This window comes from Pollutimonas nitritireducens, assembly GCF_002849615.1.
Lineage (GTDB): Bacteria > Pseudomonadota > Gammaproteobacteria > Burkholderiales > Burkholderiaceae_B > Pollutimonas > Pollutimonas nitritireducens.
This window is the reverse complement of record NZ_PDNV01000007.1, coordinates 1-17,396: the sequence shown is the minus strand read 5'-3', so window position 1 is coordinate 17,396 and position 17,396 is coordinate 1. Positions and strand designations below refer to the sequence as shown.

Genomic DNA, 17,396 nt, shown 5'->3' with positions numbered 1-17,396 from the left:
CAGGGAGGTAGGAGACATGAAGAGAAAACTGAGCTGCGCCGCGGCGCTGACGCTCGCAACCGGCGTGGTGCTTGCGGTTTCAACCACAACAGCCGTATACGCGCAGGCCGCCAGCACGCAGGAGAGCACATCCGACGGCATCGCGGAATATCGTGAGATGCTGGGCGAGGGCGGCAACCCAGCCGAGTTGATCGAGATGACGGGAGAGGAGCTATGGGCCGAGAAGCGAGGGCCCAAGAACGCATCGCTCGAACAATGCGAATTGGGGCAGGGCCCAGGCGTTGTCAAGAATGCCTATGCGCATCTGCCACGCTATTTTGACGATGCCGGGCGCGTGATGGATCTTGAGTCTCGTCTGGTGTATTGCATGGTCACGCTGCAGGGGATGAGTGAAAAGGAAGTCACCAAAAAGCCGTTTTCGGGCAGTGGCGACTACTCAACCGATCTGGAGGCGCTGGTCGGCTATGTCGTTGGCCAATCGCGCGGCACACTGCTTGCCGTGCCTCAGGAGCATCCACAGGAGAAGGCCGCCTTTGAGCGCGGCAAACAGATATTCTTTTTCCGTGGAGGCCCTTATGACTTTGCCTGTGCGTCCTGCCATAGCGTAGATGGCCAGCGAATTCGCTTGCAAGACCTTCCCAACCTGACCGAATCCGGTCCGGCTCGTGCAGCGTATACGTCGTGGCCCGCTTACCGCGTATCGCAAGGCGCATTGCGCTCGATGCAATGGCGGCTCAATGACTGCTTCCGACAGCAACGCATGCCTCATCTTAAGTACGGCTCCCAGGCCTCCATCGACCTGCTGGTGTTCCTGGCGGCCAATGCAAACGGTGGCGAGATGGCTGCACCAGGTCTCAAACGATAAGCGGAGAAGCTCATGAAAATTTCTACAATCGCATCGCTCGTCGCTCTGGCAGGCCTGTTGCTCGCTAATACCGGTGCTTATGCTGATGAACCTGTGGCAGGCACCAGCCCGGAAGATGTGCTAGCCGTGCTCAAGGCATCTTTCCAGGAAAAGGGCATCGCTAAGATGGACCGACTGGACCAGTCAACGATGCAGAAAGCTTGTTCTGAGGCTGATATGAAAGGCAAGCCGTTGTCGAAGGAAGATACTGCCAAAATCACCAAAGAGGCGCTGGCATCCGTTAAATATCCGGCCGACGGCAAGTATGTGGGCGACTGGAAAGCTGGCGAGCAGGTGGCGCAGAATGGGCGCGGCCTGCAACTCAGCGACAAGCCGGGCGCTGCCAACGGAGGCAACTGCTATGCCTGCCACCAGATGACCAAGACTGAGATCTCTTTCGGAAATATCGGGCCTTCGCTGCTGCATTACGGCAAGCTGCGCGGAGCTTCCAAAGAGATCTTGGAATACACATGGAACAAGATCTACAACTCCCATGCTTCTGCGGCCTGTTCGACAATGCCGCGTTTTGGCGCTGCGGGCATTTTGACCGAGGCCCAGCTAAAAGATGTGATGGCGCTGTTGTTTGATCCGGAATCGCCGGTCAACAAGGATAGCGTCGCGCAATAAGTTAGGCATAAGGAAACATGCATGTGGAAATCAAGATTTGCGGCATTGTTGGCGGGGGTCGGACTGGTAGCCAGCGTCGCAGTCGTACCGATGGCGCAAGCTGCCGTGACGGTTGGCGATTCTGTGGAGCTTCCTGAGATCCAGTTTCTGGATGGAAGGAAGCTCCCCAAAGGGCATTTCAATGGCAAGCCCGTCATCATTGCGTATTGGGCGTCTTGGTGCCCTTACTGTGGCCGGCAGAATCCTTATGTCCAAAAACTGTGGGAGCAGTCGCAGGGCAAAGGTCTGGAGATCCTGACTGTCAGCATAGACCGGGTCGAAGGGGATGCCGTCGGCTACGTGGAAAAATATGACTACACGTTTCCCGTGGCCATGGAGACCGAGGCCTTGCGTGAGGTCTTGGGTAAAAGGAAAGTCATACCCAATATTTTCGTCATCAAGGCGGATGGCCGGATTGCCGAGGTAATTCCAGGCGAAATGTTTGAGGAAGATGTGCTGGACCTTATCAAATATACCTCCGGACCAGTCAAAGCCAATTAGTCCCGGCCGGCCTGCCAGCGGTTGCGTTGCTCAGTTTTCTGACCCCTTGGGCCAATTTTTTTAATCAGCAGGAAGCCGTTTTTATGATTAGTCGTCGCGAGTTCCTACAAGTGCTGGGTATTGCAGCAGCAGGTGGAATGACTTTTTCCCATTCCGCGCGAGCGGCCGAAGAAGCCGCCACCAAGTTTTATGATCTTCCACGTTTCGGTAATGTGCATTTTCTGCATTTCACGGATTGCCACGCGCAATTGCAGCCAATTTACTTTCGCGAACCCCGTGTGAATATTGGGCTTGGTATCGCTCGGAATCGACCGCCCCACCTTGTGGGAGAACATTTCCTGTCGCACTACGGCGTAAAGCCTGGTACGGCGCAAGCTCACGCCTTTACCTGCTTGGACTTCGAGAATGCCGCGCGTCAGTACGGAAAGGTCGGCGGGTTCGCGCACATGGCGACGTTAGTTAAACAAATGAAGGCGAGCCGGCCCGGTGCGCTGCTGCTAGACGGCGGAGACACCTGGCAGGGGTCTGCCACGGCGTTGTGGACCAAGGGTCAAGACATGGTGGATGCCTGTTTGGCGCTGGGCGTAGATATCATGACGGCCCATTGGGAATTCACGCTAGGGGCGGACCGTGTCGAAGAAATCATCGCCAAGGACTTCAAGGACAAAGTCGAGTTCATTGCGCAGAATGTCCAGACGTCCGACTTCGGTGACCCTGTTTTCTCGCCCTATACCTTGCGCGAAATGAATGGCGTGCAAATAGCGGTCATCGGTCAGGCATTTCCGTACACGCCTATTGCCAATCCTGGCTACTTGGTGCCGGACTGGACTTTCGGCATCCAGGAAAGCCAACTTCAGCAGATCATCGACGAGGTGCGAGGCAAGGGTGCCAAGGCAGTGGTACTGCTGTCGCACAACGGCATGGACGTCGACCTCAAACTGGCTTCCAGGGTACGTGGCCTGGATGCCATCCTGGGTGGCCACACGCACGATGGAGTGCCCGAACCCGTGGTGGTGGAGAACGCTGGCGGCAAGACGCTGGTCACCAATGCCGGTAGCAATGGCAAGTTTCTGGGCGTGCTGGATTTTGATGTCAGGGATGGCAAGGTTTCCGACTTCCGCTACAAGCTCATGCCGGTGTTTGCCAATTTTCTCGACGCCGACCCTGACATGGCTGCGCTTATCGACAAAATTCGCTCGCCTTTCGCCGGAAAACTGGCCGAGAAATTGGCGTTCACCGACGAGTTGCTGTATCGCCGCGGCAACTTCAACGGCACGTTCGATCAGCTCATTCTCGATGCGCTACTTATCCAGAAAGAGGCGCAGATAGCGTTCTCTCCCGGCTTTCGCTGGGGCACCAGCCTGCTGCCTGGATCGGATATCACGATGGAGCATCTCATGGACCAGACGGCGATTACCTATCCTTATACAACGCTTAGCGATCTCCCGGGCCGTCAGCTCAAGGTGATTCTCGAGGATGTCGCTGACAACCTGTTCAATCCGGATCCCTATTACCAACAAGGGGGCGATATGGTGCGTGTCGGTGGCATGCAGTACACAATCGATCCGCTCAAAGAGGCTGGACAGCGTATCAGCGACATGATGCTTGATGGCAAGCCGATCGAGGCCGACAAGACATACAAGGTTGCTGGCTGGGCGCCTGTTGCTGAAGGCGTTGATGGTGAGCCGGTGTGGGAGGTGGTGGCGCGCTACCTGCGCGACAAGAAAACTATTACCGCGATACAGGTGAACGAACCTCGGGTTAAAGGGGTGGGCGCAAATCAAGGCATTGTGTGATGCACAATCTGACACCGTCCATTTTCTCAGGAGATACACCGTGAATAAAATCGCCACGCTTTCGTTTGCCCTGGGTCTTGCCCTGTCGGGTGCCGTACTTCCGGTATGTGCCCAGGGTTCAACGACTGCGGCCAGCAGCGAACAGGCCAAGGTCATCTATCACATCAATGATTCCGCAGGCCAGGCGCTAGCCGCGTTACGCAATATGCGCAATCAACTGGACACCGATCCCAAGGCCAGAATAGTGGCAGTTGCGCACGCGGATGGTATTGAATTCCTGGAAACAGATTACAAGGATGCTGATACGGTCGGCCCCCTGATCTCGGGATTGGCGTCGCGCGGCGTCCAGTTCGAAGTCTGCGAAATCACCATGGAACGCAAGGAGCTGACCAAAGACGATTTTGTGATGGAAGCACAGTTCGTGCCTTCGGGTGTGGTGCGCATCACGGAGCTGCAAAACAAAGATGGCTACGCTTATATCAAGCCCTAAGCGGCGACCTGCATCACACTGTCTCCGAAATACTGCCAAAAGAGGGAGCTCGTTATGGCATATGTCCTGCAGGGCGGCCTTGCCGCCTTGGTCGCGTGTATTGCCTTAGGATTTGTCCCGGCAACGGCCGATGAAACACCACTCGAGCTCAAGCCCATACAAGTCAGCCCCCATGTGTATTACTTCGGTGGCGAATCCAGCATGGCGAGCGCGGCGAATAAAGGCTTTATGTCCAATGCCGGCTTTGTGGTCACCGACGACGGCGTCGTGGCGTTTGATGCCCTGGGAACACCAGCACTGGGCGAGGCAATGCTGGCCGCGATTAGGAAGGTTACCGACCAGCCGGTCAAACGCGTGGTTGTCAGTCATTATCATGCCGATCATATCTATGGCCTGCAGGTTCTCCGCGCGGCGGGAGCAGATATCTGGGCACATACCAAGGGACAGGGCTATCTACATTCCGATATTGCACGGGAGCGACTTGAGCAGCGCCGGACAGACCTAAGACCTTGGGTGGATGAGAACACCAAGCTGGTCCCGGCGGACCGCTGGCTGGATTTCAAGGACGGCAAAACGATCTCGTTCACGCTGGGCAATATGCATTTCCAGATTATCGATGTCAGTGGTGCGCATTCCGATGACGACATCATGATGTATGTAGAAGAAGACAAGGTGCTGTTAGCCGGTGATCTGTACTTCACGGGCCGTATTCCGTTTGTAGGCGATGCGGACAGCAAGGCTTGGCTCGTGGCGCTGGACAGTATGCTGGATGTGGATCCCGAGGTGGTGATTCCCGGCCACGGCGCGTCCTCCACGAATACCAGGGAAGACATGGCGCTGACGCGCGATTATCTAGAGTATCTACGTAAAGAGATGGGCGCGGCCGTTGAAGACATGACTGGGTTCGAAGAAGCCTACGCAACGACGGACTGGGGTCAATTCGAATCCTATCCTGCGTTTGATGATGCAAATCGTATCAATGCTTATGGACAATACCTGGTCATGGAACGGGAAAGCCTGGAAGGTAAATAATCTCTCGATTGCGGTTAGCCGCAAGCTTCATACACGGAGATCGCCTGTAGGGGCGGCTTTGCCGCGCGTTCGGCAACTCATTGAAAATCCAGATCCGCCTGAATTGCATCGATGCCAGCCTGGGCGCAGATTTCGTCGGCATCGCCGCTCGGTGCGCCAGAGATGCCGATGGCGCCCACCAGCGATCCGGCTGCCTCAATGGGCAAGCCGCCGCCCAGGGCAAGAATGTGATCGAGGTGTCGAATACCCGACGTCGCCTTGCCCGTTTGCGTAGCCTCTGCCAAGTCAGCAGACGACATGCGAAAACTGGCGGACGTATAGGCTTTCCGGTTAGCGGTTTCGGGGGTATGGGGGCCGGCATAGCGATCGCGAAGCACGACGATCGGCGTGCCCGATCGGTCGGTTACGCTGACAGCGACCTGATATCCGCTTTCGCGGCACGACGCAAGAGCCGCCTGTGCCGCCCTCAGGGCAGCTTCGGTAGTCAAGGTTACGCTGGTGTAGGTGGCTTCGGCCGCCTGCACGGTGCCACAGGTCAAACAGGCCAAGCCTAATGCGGCCATGATCTGGTGTTGTCTCTTCATCTCGCTTCTCCTTCCGATTGGCCCGATAATGAGCATTATTTGATATTATTTTTAGGTATTAGTTTATATTACTATGGATATATGGGCTCTTGAATGAAGAAGGCAATGCGATTAACGTTCATATTTATCATTTGCGCCGCAAGCTTGGAAACAATATCGTTAAAACGGTGCGCGGGCTGGGCTATAAACTCGGCACGGCCAGGAAAGTAACCGAATCATGAGTCTGCGTCTGCGGCTTCTGCTGATCATCGGACTCTCATTGTCGGTATTGTGGGGCGCGGTGGCCGCCTGGATGTTCGTGGATGCACGGCAGTCCTTGCGCGACGCGCTGGACAATCGGTTGGCCGCCTCTGCTCGGATGGTGGCCGGGCTGGTCTCTCAGTTTCCCGAGCCTAGAGATATCGCTGCAAGCAGCAGTAAACCTTTGGACGTCGTGGCGCGCGATGGGGTGGCTTGTGAAGTGAGCCTTGTGCGTGGCGAAGTGACGATCGAAACCGTCGCCCGTACAGCAGGCAGCCCCGACCTGACTCGGGCTACTCCGGGGTTTGGCACGCATGCATACGGAAATAAGCGTTGGCGAACTTATGTGCTGCGTCAAGGCAGTATTCAGATTGCCACGGCAGACAGCATCGACGTCCGAGAGGCCCTGGTTAAAGAGTTGGTGCTATCGGCGGGCTTGCCATTTGTTGTCGCTTTGTTTGGAACGCTGATCCTGCTCTGGATTGGCATTACTCACGGACTGGCCCCCGTAGAACGTATTCGCCTTTTGCTGGCTCAGCGCCGTCCGGGTGACGATAGTACGTTGCCCAAAGTGAAGGCGCCGGTCGAACTCCAGCCGCTCCTGCATACAATCGAGCAGCTCATCGAGAGATTGCAGGGTGCAATAGTGCGCGAACGCCGATTCACGGATAGCGCTGCACACGAATTGCGTACGCCCCTTACAGGTATAAAGACGCATATTCAGGTCGCAAAGCTTGCGGCGCAACGGCCCCATGAAAGTGCAACGCTGGAAGCTGCGCTGGTTAAAGCAGATCTAGGGGTACAGCAATTGCAGAATATTCTTCAACGGTTACTTGATCTGGCGCGGCTGGAAGGCCAGCTTATCGAAATGGAGGCGAGCGAGCTGATGGACGCGGTGTATGCCGCGATCGAGGCGGTGCAGCCTCTTTACGGCGATTCTATAAACAGGATAGTCGTGCAAGGCGCCGCTGATTCCCGCCCAGTACGAGTTGCACGTCTCCTTTTACTTGCCGCGCTTCAGAATCTAATTGATAACGCGATGCGCTATGCGCCTGCAGATACACCGCTGATTGTTCGTATCGAGCGGCAAAGCGATGCTGCTATGCAGATCAGTGTGCTTGATGAAGGGCCTGGTCTGAATGCAGAAGAACGGATTCAAGCCGTTAACCGGTTCTGGCGTGGGGACGTAAGAATACCGGGCTACGGTTTGGGCTTGTCGATTGTTGAGGCGATTGCACGTCGGCATGGAGGGACACTTAACCTTTTAGAGCGTAATGGCGGGGGCCTCGAAGCCCGGCTTGTGCTGCCCATTGCGCTCGAGGCTACGCCGTCTTGATTCTCCGTCCTGCCTTTTTCAGATATATCCCTACGCCTTAATTTTCTCTTAACTCTGCTGGCCCATCATCTAAGGAAGTTTACTTGGAGGAGTCCAGTTTGTCTGTCTATCGGATCGCCCGTGCAGCGTTGATTCTGTGTTGTTTTGCTGTTGGAAGTGCCTGGGCAAGCAGCAGTCTATTCTCTTCGGGTAACGAGCCCGAATTTCTTGATCCTGCGGATGTCTTCACGTTGGAGCAAGTGCAACAGCAAGGAGACGAGTATGTGGTGCAAGGGCATGTTGCCGATCGCTACTATGTTTACCGTCATTCATTGAAGTTGGTCGATGACCAAGAGAATGACGTCAAGTTGGCTCTTCCTGCAGGAACCCCCAAGCACGACGAGTTCTTTGGCGACACGGAAATCTATACAGCCAACACCGCCCGCCTGCGTTTTCCCGCGACAGCATCTGGCCCGTTGACACTACATTGGCAAGGATGTGCGGAAGATGGTATTTGCTATCCGCCGCAGACCATGCAGATCAGCGCAGTAGCGGCAACTGCGGTTGTTGACGGTCAGGCGGTAGAACAACCGCCTGGGGCATCTGAGGCCGAATCCGGCTCAGATGGCGAGCGTGATTCGGCCAGCATATCTTCGGGTGCCAACGTCGCCGAGGATCAGGCGGCGGCTCAGCGGCTTGCGTCGCTCGGGCCTGTCGCTGGCACACTGCTGTTCTTTGGCTTTGGCCTGCTACTGGCTTTCACGCCTTGTACTTTGCCAATGATTCCCATCGTCTCCAGCATGGTCGTTGGTAGCCAGGCTAAGCCGCGCCGGGCTTTTGTTCTGTCTTTGTCGTACATCCTGGCGATGGCTGGCACGTACGCGGCGGTAGGGGTGGCCGCTGGGTTGGCGGGCGCGAATCTTCAGGCCACGTTGCAGTCGCCATGGCTGCTCGGCTCCTTCGCCGCGCTGTTCCTCATTCTGGCCAGCTCGCTATTCGGCCTATTCGAATTGCGCTTGCCATCCGCCGTGGTGAATCGCCTCCAGTCCGCGGGGCGGACAGGGTCGGGCGGTAGTGTCAGCGGTGCGGCGGCGCTAGGATTCCTATCTGCCCTCTTGGTCGGTCCGTGCATGACCGCACCCTTGGCAGGCGCGCTGCTGTACATCGGGCAGACCGGCAGTGCGTTCCAAGGCGGTCTGGCCCTGTTTGCGCTAGGTCTGGGCATGGGCTTGCCATTGCTGGCGATTGCAGTGTTCGGTGCCCGTGTCCTACCCAAGCCGGGCGCATGGATGGATCGGGTGCGTGTCGCCTTTGGCTATGCCATGGTGGGGATGGCGGTAATGATGCTGGCGCGTTTCCTGACAGGCACGGTGAGTCTGGTGCTCTGGGGCGCCTGGGTGCTGTTGGTGGCAGTGGGCCTCGTCGCTTGGGCGCAAGCCGTGGCGGCCAGGCAACGGTTGGTGTGGGCCTTGCGTTCGGGAGCGGTATTAACTGGCCTGTGGTCCTTATTTATGCTGGTGGGTGCCGCATCAGGGGGCGGCTCTATTTTGCAGCCCCTGACGCATCTGCGCGGTGCGCCGGTTGCGGCTGCGGCAACCGCCAAGGTCAGCTATGTTCAGGCGAAATCGGTGGCTGACGTGGATGCGCGCCTAGCGCAAGCGGCTGCGCGTGGCCAGTGGGCCTTGATTGACTTCTACGCCGACTGGTGCGTCAGCTGCCATGTGATCGAGCGCAATGTGTTCGGCGATCCCGCCGTGGCGGCGCGGATGGCGTCCATGCAGATCGTGCGGCCCGACGTGACGCACAATGACACCACGGATAAGGAACTGCTCAAGCACTGGGGCGTCATGGGGCCGCCCACACTCATACTGGTGGGGCCAGATGGCACGGAACGCCGGGATCTGCGCGTGGTGGGCGAGATCAATGCGAGTGATTTTCTGGAACGCCTGAACACGGCAGGTGTGTCATGATCGGTATCGGCCCATTCCCTATACAGGTCGTCACCATCATCGCGGCCGTGCTGCTGGCCTGGTTGACGGCGCGCATGGTCGGTCGGCGGATGCCTGGCGCGCCTTACAAAGCCGCGGGATCAATGATTCTTGACGCGGTGGTTTGGGGGCTGCTGGCGGCCCGGCTGGCATATATCGCACAGTGGTGGGAGGAGTACTCGGCCACGCCCATGGCGATGATTGCCCTCGGTGATCGTGGATTTACGTGGTGGGTCGGTGTCTTGGTGGTGGTGGCCTACATCTGGCGGCGAACTCGTTTGACCCAGGCGCTGCGCGCTCCTGTGCTGGCGGGCGCAATGGGGGGTGTCGTCGCCTGGGTTGTCGCGGGTGGTGTGCTCGATTTGATGCAAGGCTCCGCGCCACCCTTACCAGATTTACAGTTGGCGACGCTGGACGAGAACCCCATTTCACTGAGCGAGTATGCGGGGCGTCCTATCGTGCTTAACCTTTGGGCCAGTTGGTGTCCACCATGCCGGCGCGAGATGCCGGTATTCGAGCAGGTTCAGACGGAATTTCCGGACGTCGCCTTCGTCATGGTTAACCAGGGGGAAAGCGCGCGGCAGGCGCAGGACTTTCTTGATAGCGAAGGCCTGAATTTGACGGATGTTCTGCTTGATCCATCATCCACCGCCATGCAAACGATGCGATCGCGCGGCTTGCCCACCACATTGTTCTTCGATGCACAGGGTCGCCAAGTGGACTCGCATTTAGGCGAGATCACTATGCCTAGCCTTAAAGACAAGATGTTGCGCCGTTTTAATTCATCTTCCGAATCCGGTACCGACAAGTGATAACCATGTTTACACAGCCTTTACGTTTGTCCCTCATTGTTGCTGCCAGCCTCTTGCTGATGGTTGGCTGCAATCAAGCGGACCACTCAGCAAATTCCGTAGCCATCCAAGAATTGGAAACCGACAAGATGGCGCAGCAGGCCGTACGGCTCTTGCCGGATTTGGAGCTAATGACGCTGGAGGAGCGTCCTGCCCGCTTAAGTTCTTATATGGGAACGCCGGTGGTGCTAAATCTTTGGGCCACATGGTGCCCGCCATGCCGGCGCGAGATGCCGATACTTGAGCAGGCCCAGACGGCGTTTCCCGAGGTTGCCTTCGTCTTGATCAACCAAGGGGAAATCGCGCAACAGGCCATGACATATCTTGAGAGCGAAGCCCTGAGTTTGACGGATGTTCTACTCGATCCATCGTCTGAGGCTATGCGAGAAATGCGAACGGGTGGCTTGCCCACCACCTTCTTTTTCGATGCGCAAGGGCGCATGGTGGACTTGCATTTAGGCGAGATCACGATGTCCGATCTCAAAGACAAGATATCACGCCATTTTTGACTAATCATTGAGTCCAATACTGACAAGGAATAACTATGTTTGCACAGCGGGTGCTGTTCTCTTTCATTACGGCGGTTCCTCTCATTTTGATGCCGAGTGGCGGTCAGGCCCAGACTACGGACAAGCCGCCGGTTATCGAGGCGTTGGAAAACCAAGGGGTCATCTTCAAGCAGGAATTCGACGCGGGTAAAGGCGTGCGTGCCTTCGCCGGAATCGTGGACGACAGTCCCGTCGCGGTCTATGTTCTGGCGGATGGCAATGCCGTTGCGGGCACGCGCCTTAATGCCAAGGGCGAGCCGGTTGACCAAGCGACACTGCAGAACTTGGTTGCCAAGCCGATCAGCGACCAGGCTTGGGCAGAACTGGAGGCAGCCACATGGGTGTTGGATGGCAAGGCCGATGCGCCACGCGTTATCTATACTTTCACCGATGCCAACTGTCCCTATTGTCACCTATTCTGGGAGGCCGCACGTCCGTGGGTGGATGGCTGGAAAGTCCAACTGCGTCACCTGCTGGTCGGGATCATCAAAGAGGACAGCCCAGCCAAAGCGGCGGCGATTCTCAGCGCATCCGATCGCTCAGCGGCGCTGCGAGAAAACGAGATCAAGTTCGATCAGGGCGGCATAACGCCCGCCAATAGCGTTCCGGACGATGTGCAGCGGACCCTTGCAGGTAATCAGATGCTCATGCTTTCCATGGGATTTCGAGGTACGCCTGGCATTATCGTTCGGGATGACGAGGGGCTGATCCAGAAATACAACGGGATGCCGCAGGAGGGCGCTCTGACCGAAGTATTGGGCCCACGCTGATGAGTAACCCGAATGCAGACGTGCGGACATATTTGTCCGTTGGCGATACATGATGCTCATTGGTGGGCTGCTCGGTCTTTTAATTGGCGCTGTTCTGGGATTGACATGGGCTGGAGGCGGCATCTTCGCAGTACCGGCATTGGTGACTGCCAGTCTCCGAACGTTATTTCTTGCCGTAAGCGCCGTCGTGGTCTTTGTGTAAAGCCAGAAGGCGTATTCCGTTACCGTCTCTTGTAACTACGGCTCGGTAAGGCTGAGATACCCGTATCGTGTATTTTCCTGTGACCGTTTTTACCTCTTTCCAGTGCAGCCGCTTATCCCGAAATACTTCATTCCAAGTCAGAGACTTGAGTTTTCTAAGGGTTTTAAGGATTTTTAATGTCAGGCGCTTCCAGCACTAATAAATCATCTTGAAACGATGGAAAGCTCATCCAGCAGAACCTTCTCGTTGTGCCACCCCTCATGCAGTGGTACTCAGGCTGTCTTCCAAGTGGCCAAGATCTGTTTCTTTGAACGGGCAGGAATGACGATGGCGCGTTTCAGGATAATGTCGCCGTCGGGCAACTCTTCCAGGATGAAATCGATACCAGCTAGCGCTTTGCCCTGAATACTATCGTGGTACCTGTCTGGTATAAGATACGCAAAAAGCACAATCCCAATACCACGATCGGGCGATTTGCCACAAACAACGCCATATATGCACGAAAACGTGTAATCCGTCCAAACTCTCGGTAGCACCAAGCAATCGCAAGCAAGGTGAAGCAAACTTTTGGGGATGGTATTTTGGCTGGAGTTGGCAATAACGGCTTGGGATAAACACTATTAAATCAACGGTGTTATTGAGCTATTAACCATTGAGTGGGAGTAAGGTTCTGTCCATAGGAATACAGATTTGTGATCTAGAGCCACCTGGCTGTGAGAAACACGGCGAGGACGGAACATGGTGCCGCATTGCTCCATGACCTTCAAGCATTATAATTTTTGATGAAATCCGACTCCCCCACGCCGCTGTGCAATTTCGTTGACCTCTTGATGGATGCCGTCTTCGCGGTCGATGCCGACGCCCGTGTCGTTTTTGCCAGCGCATCATGTGAACGCATTTTCGGATATACGCCGAACGAAATGGTCGGCAAGAACATGTTCGACATGATGCTCCCTGAGGATCAGGAGCGGACCCGCGACTCAGTGGGGGATGTCATGTCAGGCCGTCCTCAATTTCATTTTGAGAACCGCTATATCCGCAAGGATGGGCAAGTCGTCCACATCATGTGGTCAGCCCGCTGGTCACCGGCCGATCAGTTGCGGATTGGCGTTGCGCGTGACATTACCGAGCGCAAACGGGCCGAATCGTTGCAGGCGGCGCTCTATGCCATCTCCGAAGCCGCACACGCCGCCGAGGATCTCCCCATGTTGTTTCAACGCATTCATCAGATCATCGGCACACTGCTGCCAGTGGATAATTTTTCGGTTGCGTTGTACGACAATGGAACAAGCCAACTGTCTTTTCCATACCATGTGGATGAGCACCTGCAGGCACCAGAACCTTTTACACTGGCGCCGGGCGCACTCTGGGCCGAAATTGTTCATACCGGTCAGCCGCTACTGCTGACTTCCGGGAAGGGGATTGCCCGCCTCGAAGCGTTGCAGGTCTCCGCTGGCACGAGCCCAATCTGCTGGCTGGGCGTTCCACTCAAATTGCATGAAGAGACGATCGGTGTGCTTGTGGTCAAAAGCTACCCGGGTGGCGTGTGTTATGGCCAGCAAGACAAGGAGCTGCTGCAGTTTGTCTCGACTCAAATCGCTACGGTGATAGAGCGTCAGCAAATGCAAGCCCGACTGAAATACATGGCACAGCATGATCAACTGACCTCTCTTCCTAATCGGGGCTTCCTGCACGACCGTCTGAAAACTGCGCTTTCAACCGCAAGACGAGAGCAAGGGCGATTTTCATTGCTTTACATCGATCTCGATAAATTCAAACAGGTCAACGATACGCTGGGCCATGGCGTGGGAGACCAGTTGCTGCAGGAGGTTGCAGCGCGCTTGAAGCTGTGCGTGCGCGAATCAGATGTGGTCGCTCGCGTCGGTGGCGATGAATTTGTGGTGCTGCTTCAGCACACACCATTGCGCCAGCAAGCCACACGAGTGGCGGAAAAAATTCGCAGCACTCTAAACGATGCGTTTACCTTGGACGGCCACAAACTGAACATCGTGCCGAGCATCGGGATTGCACTCTATCCCGACGATGGTGACAACGAGCAGCAGCTCCTTGAACATGCCGACAAGGTCATGTATGTGGCGAAGAACACGGTAAGTAAGTGGATGATTTCTGCTCCACGTTAAAAACGGATAAATAGTCGCCAGCACACACAGAGCCAGTACGCGATGGTATTGGCCAGCTTAGCGACGAGTTATCCAACTTGAACCAATACTATCGCTTCATCCTAGCTTGGCGACGGACGATGGTAATGAATTCAATAGAATCAATGGCATTATTAGGCTATTGATAATTGAGCAGACAGGAGTTAACCATGACCGCTCGGATAAAGATTGATTTCGTCTCTGATGTTTCTTGCCCCTGGTGCGCCGTGGGCCTTAGTTCGCTGGAACTCGCGCTGGCCCGGCTTGACGGCCAGCTACAGGCCGAGATCCATTTTCAGCCCTTCGAACTGAATCCGGACATGCCACCCAATGGGCAGGACACGGTGGAGCGGCTTTCGCGCAAATATGGAATGACGCTGGAACAAGTGCGGCGCAACGGCGAGATCATAACGGCGCGAGGCCGTGAGGTCGGTTTCACATTCAACATGGACAAACGCACGCGTACGTACAACACCTTAGATGCGCATAGACTCTTGTACTGGGCCGACCTTGAAGGACATCAACGGGAGCTGAAGCATGCGCTTTTCAAGGCATATTTCACCGATGGCGAGGACCCCAGTGCGCATGACGTGTTGATCAGGCTGTGCAGCCAGTCGGGGCTCAATGCCGAACGCGCCAGGGAAATCCTTGATTCCGACGAGTACACCGCTGATGTGCGTGAGCGCGAACGTTTCTATATGGACCATGGAGTCAATTCCGTACCAGCAATCATTATGAATGATCGGCATATTATCCAGGGCGGCCAAGAGCCCGAAGCATTCGAGCATGCACTGCGTCAGGTGGCAGGCCTCATGGCCTAATTTCCGTGACAGATTTTAGCGCCGCTTCCCCAGCTCGCACCCGACCGAGCGCCGCATCGCGCGTACCGTTTTATGCGATATCCAGTCTTTGACCAGTTCGCTGAATTCCAGGAAATGTCTGGAGCGCATATGGGCCTGGATCGCTTCTTGATTCTCATAGAGCTCGTACAGAAAGAACACTGTCGGGTCTGCTGGATCCCGGCATACATCGAAGAACTTGCAGCCAGGTTCCTCGTTGAGAGAGGTGACTGCGTTTTGCATCAGGGCTGATTCAAATCGTTCCACAAAGTCCGGTTTGATATCGAATTGGACAATCAAGGCTTCAAGCATGGTGACTCTGATAAGTTGGTTTTTTGGAAAGAGCGCCAGCCGGCAGCGCGTACCGGCCTACATGATAGAGGAATCCGGCGTGATCAGAACCTGTACGTTGCACTGGCCACGATGGAACGACGCGACCCGTACCAGCAGTCACCTCGGCTCAGGCAGGTGCTGACGTAGGTTTTATCGAACAGGTTGTTGGCATTGATCGCATAGCGCCAAGACGGCGTCTCGTAGGCGAGCATGGTATCGACCAGGGTCACGCTGGACGTGCGAGGTGCATCCCCATCTTGGAAGTCACCAAGCCAGCGGACGCCGGCGCCGGCCGACAGTCCATTCACGCTGCCGATGGAGAATCGGTATTTGCCCCAGAGCGACGCTTGATGCTTGGGCATGCCTTCAAGCTGCTCGTCCAGGTCAATGTAGTTATAGTTGGCAATCAGGTCCAATTGCCGACCAATTTCAGTCTTGAGCTCAAGTTCAATGCCGCGATTTCGGGTCTCGCCGAGTTGCGCCTGCCTGGTGGGATTGACCGGGTCGGCGATCAAGCGGTTTTGTTCCCGCAACGTGTAGGCCGCAGCGTTGACCATCAGACCGCCATCGACAGATTCGTACTTGACACCGGCTTCCAGCTGCTTGCCACGGATAGGAACAAACGATGTCCCCGCCGCATCGTGGCCGAGTACCGGCGTAAATGATTCGCTATAGCTAAGATAGGGCGATAAGCCGTTGTCGGCTGCGTACATCAGGCCCAATCGCTTGGATGTGGCGCGGCTGACGTGGTCTTCTCTGTCATCGACGACGTTTTTTGAGCGGTCTCGCCGCAGCCCGGCCACGGCGATCCAGTTGCCGTAACGCAGTTGATCCTGCAAATAGACGCCCATGTCGTGCTGGCGCACCGTCGGCTGATGATCATTGAAGGCAGGTGGCGTATAGGCGGGGTAGATCGGATTGAAGGCATCGATTAGCGGCACCGCGTCCGGTGATTCGAACGCTGACACCTTGTCTTCGCTGGAGTATGTCACGTCGAAACCGAGGAGCATTTGATGCTTGATGGGGCCGGTATCGAAAGAGCCTTCAAGGTGTTGGTCCGCCGATGCCATCTTGACCGTGGTGATCGTACCGTCCGCGTAGCGGCTAAGCAGTCGTTTGTTGACCGGATCGGCCGGCCAGCCGTCTGCGCCGTTGAACGCATTGGCATACAAGCTGCGGTAGTCGACTTCGTTATGCGACCAGCGCGTATTCTGGCGTACCGTCCAGTTGTCGTTGAAGGTGTGCTCAAAGCTCCACCCTATGGCACGCCGACTCGAATTGTAGCGGTCCCATTCCGGATCGCCGATAAAGGCGTCGGTCGGGATCTTTCCATTCGGATTCGGCAGGGAAACGCCTTCCCAGGGAAAGAACTGTGCCGTCGAGCCCGACTTGTCTTCCTGCAGCAGGGCGCGCAAGGTGAATGAAGTGCTGGCGGTGGGCTGCCATGTCAGAGATGGCGCGAGCACCCAGCGATCGTCCGGCACATGCTTGACTTGTGTGTCCGAAAGACGGCCGAGCGCGACAACGCGGTATAGCCACTCGCCATCCTCGTCGATAGGGCCGGTGAGGTCAGCGTGCAACTGCCGGCGGTTATGCGAGCCATACGATACGCCGAACTCGCGCACGGGCTCCGCCAGGGGGCGCTTGGTGACCATGTTCACCACGCCGGCTGTGCTGCCCTGGCCATAAAGCATGGACGCGGGGCCGCGCAATACCTCGATGCGTTCGAGCGTATAGGGCTCAGTGCGTGTGGTGCTGGTGTACCAGTTGTAGTTAGTGCGTAGGCCATCCAGGAATACGGACGGCTCCGAGCCCCGAATACGGAAGCTGTCGGCGCGGGAATCGAGACCGTATGCATCCGAACGGACGCCAGCGGCATAGTTGAGAGCATCCTGCAGATTGGTGGCGCCCTGGTCCTGGATCTCATCGCTGGTGATCACGGTGACCGATTGCGGCGTTTCGTGCAGCGGGGTGTTCGTCTTGGTGGCCGAGATCGAACGCTTGGCAATATAGCCGTCCAGCGGGTTGAAAGGGGATTCCGGCGACGGTTGCCCCCTCTGTCACAATAGATGTCCGGTCACTTGAACCTAATAGATGAGGGGGCGGTTGGAGTGTTTTCATGTCCGCCTATAGCCCTGAGCTCAAAGAGCAAATCGTCAGGAAAATGATGCCACCTAA

The 17,396-nt window shown here is 56.3% G+C and carries 17 protein-coding genes; 14 read left to right on the top strand and 3 right to left on the bottom strand.

The genetic code is table 11. The features are described 5' to 3' along the window. Positions 1 to 16: 16 nt before the first annotated feature. The 6 genes from soxA (at position 17) to CR155_RS11500 (ending at position 5,389) form a co-directional block, all read left to right on the top strand. The gene (gene soxA, locus CR155_RS11525) at positions 17 to 865 is read left to right on the top strand and encodes a sulfur oxidation c-type cytochrome SoxA (protein WP_102070194.1); all 849 of its coding nucleotides are present in this window, start codon (positions 17 to 19) and stop codon (positions 863 to 865) included. A gap of 12 nt (positions 866 to 877) precedes the next feature. Continuing rightward, entirely contained in the window at positions 878 to 1,531 is a 654-nt protein-coding gene (gene soxX, locus CR155_RS11520) for a sulfur oxidation c-type cytochrome SoxX (protein ID WP_102070193.1), read from the top strand. Positions 1,532 to 1,552: 21 nt separating this feature from the next. Further along, on the top strand, positions 1,553 to 2,071 hold the full coding sequence (locus CR155_RS11515; protein WP_102070192.1) for a redoxin domain-containing protein: 519 nt from the start codon (positions 1,553 to 1,555) through the stop codon (positions 2,069 to 2,071). 86 nt (positions 2,072 to 2,157) lie between these two features. Beyond that, positions 2,158 to 3,867, top strand: coding sequence for a thiosulfohydrolase SoxB (soxB, locus tag CR155_RS11510; protein WP_102070415.1), 1,710 nt, complete (start codon positions 2,158 to 2,160; stop codon positions 3,865 to 3,867). Positions 3,868 to 3,907: 40 nt separating this feature from the next. Further along, on the top strand, positions 3,908 to 4,357 hold the full coding sequence (locus CR155_RS11505) for a DsrE family protein (RefSeq protein WP_102070191.1): 450 nt from the start codon (positions 3,908 to 3,910) through the stop codon (positions 4,355 to 4,357). A 54-nt stretch (positions 4,358 to 4,411) separates the two neighbouring features. Next, positions 4,412 to 5,389 carry an MBL fold metallo-hydrolase gene (locus CR155_RS11500; protein ID WP_102070190.1) on the top strand — a complete coding sequence of 326 codons (978 nt, stop codon included), beginning with the start codon at positions 4,412 to 4,414 and terminating at the stop codon, positions 5,387 to 5,389. 77 nt (positions 5,390 to 5,466) lie between these two features. On the opposite strand, the gene CR155_RS11495 is transcribed toward CR155_RS11500, so the two are convergent. Next, a complete protein-coding gene (locus CR155_RS11495; RefSeq protein WP_233214195.1) occupies positions 5,467 to 5,973 on the bottom strand; it encodes a GlcG/HbpS family heme-binding protein in 507 nt (168 codons plus the stop codon). Positions 5,974 to 6,062: 89 nt separating this feature from the next. Here CR155_RS11495 and CR155_RS11490 point away from each other — a divergent pair, with 89 nt between their 5' ends. From CR155_RS11490 to CR155_RS11455, 8 genes are all read left to right on the top strand, one after another. Continuing rightward, positions 6,063 to 6,194 (top strand): winged helix-turn-helix domain-containing protein, encoded by a 132-nt coding sequence (locus tag CR155_RS11490; protein WP_439650438.1) that lies wholly within the window; start codon positions 6,063 to 6,065, stop codon positions 6,192 to 6,194. Further along, positions 6,191 to 7,549: an ATP-binding protein gene (locus CR155_RS11485; protein ID WP_102070189.1), complete on the top strand. Its 1,359-nt coding sequence runs from the start codon at positions 6,191 to 6,193 to the stop codon at positions 7,547 to 7,549. The genes CR155_RS11490 and CR155_RS11485 overlap by 4 nt, the downstream gene beginning before the upstream one ends. 98 nt (positions 7,550 to 7,647) lie before the next feature. Then, the gene (gene dsbD / locus CR155_RS11480) at positions 7,648 to 9,498 is read left to right on the top strand and encodes a protein-disulfide reductase DsbD (protein WP_233214193.1); all 1,851 of its coding nucleotides are present in this window, start codon (positions 7,648 to 7,650) and stop codon (positions 9,496 to 9,498) included. Continuing rightward, complete coding sequence (locus tag CR155_RS11475; RefSeq protein WP_102070187.1) at positions 9,495 to 10,328, top strand: TlpA family protein disulfide reductase; 834 nt, start codon at positions 9,495 to 9,497, stop codon at positions 10,326 to 10,328. Before dsbD ends, CR155_RS11475 begins: the two co-directional genes overlap by 4 nt. 5 nt (positions 10,329 to 10,333) lie before the next feature. After that, positions 10,334 to 10,876 carry a TlpA family protein disulfide reductase gene (locus tag CR155_RS11470; RefSeq protein WP_102070413.1) on the top strand — a complete coding sequence of 181 codons (543 nt, stop codon included), beginning with the start codon at positions 10,334 to 10,336 and terminating at the stop codon, positions 10,874 to 10,876. 35 nt (positions 10,877 to 10,911) lie between these two features. Further along, entirely contained in the window at positions 10,912 to 11,685 is a 774-nt protein-coding gene (gene dsbG, locus CR155_RS11465; RefSeq protein WP_102070186.1) for a thiol:disulfide interchange protein DsbG, read from the top strand. 1,032 nt (positions 11,686 to 12,717) lie between these two features. Beyond that, positions 12,718 to 14,028, top strand: coding sequence for a sensor domain-containing protein (locus tag CR155_RS11460; protein WP_199171741.1), 1,311 nt, complete (start codon positions 12,718 to 12,720; stop codon positions 14,026 to 14,028). Positions 14,029 to 14,216: 188 nt separating this feature from the next. Then, complete coding sequence (locus CR155_RS11455) at positions 14,217 to 14,867, top strand: DsbA family oxidoreductase (RefSeq protein ID WP_102070184.1); 651 nt, start codon at positions 14,217 to 14,219, stop codon at positions 14,865 to 14,867. Between the two features lie 15 nt (positions 14,868 to 14,882). On the opposite strand, the gene CR155_RS11450 is transcribed toward CR155_RS11455, so the two are convergent. Beyond that, positions 14,883 to 15,197, bottom strand: a complete 315-nt coding sequence (locus CR155_RS11450) for a putative quinol monooxygenase (protein WP_102070183.1) — start codon at positions 15,195 to 15,197, stop codon at positions 14,883 to 14,885. Positions 15,198 to 15,280: 83 nt separating this feature from the next. Continuing rightward, entirely contained in the window at positions 15,281 to 17,185 is a 1,905-nt protein-coding gene (locus CR155_RS11445) for a TonB-dependent siderophore receptor (protein WP_255399271.1), read from the bottom strand. Between the last annotated feature and the right edge of the window lie 211 nt (positions 17,186 to 17,396).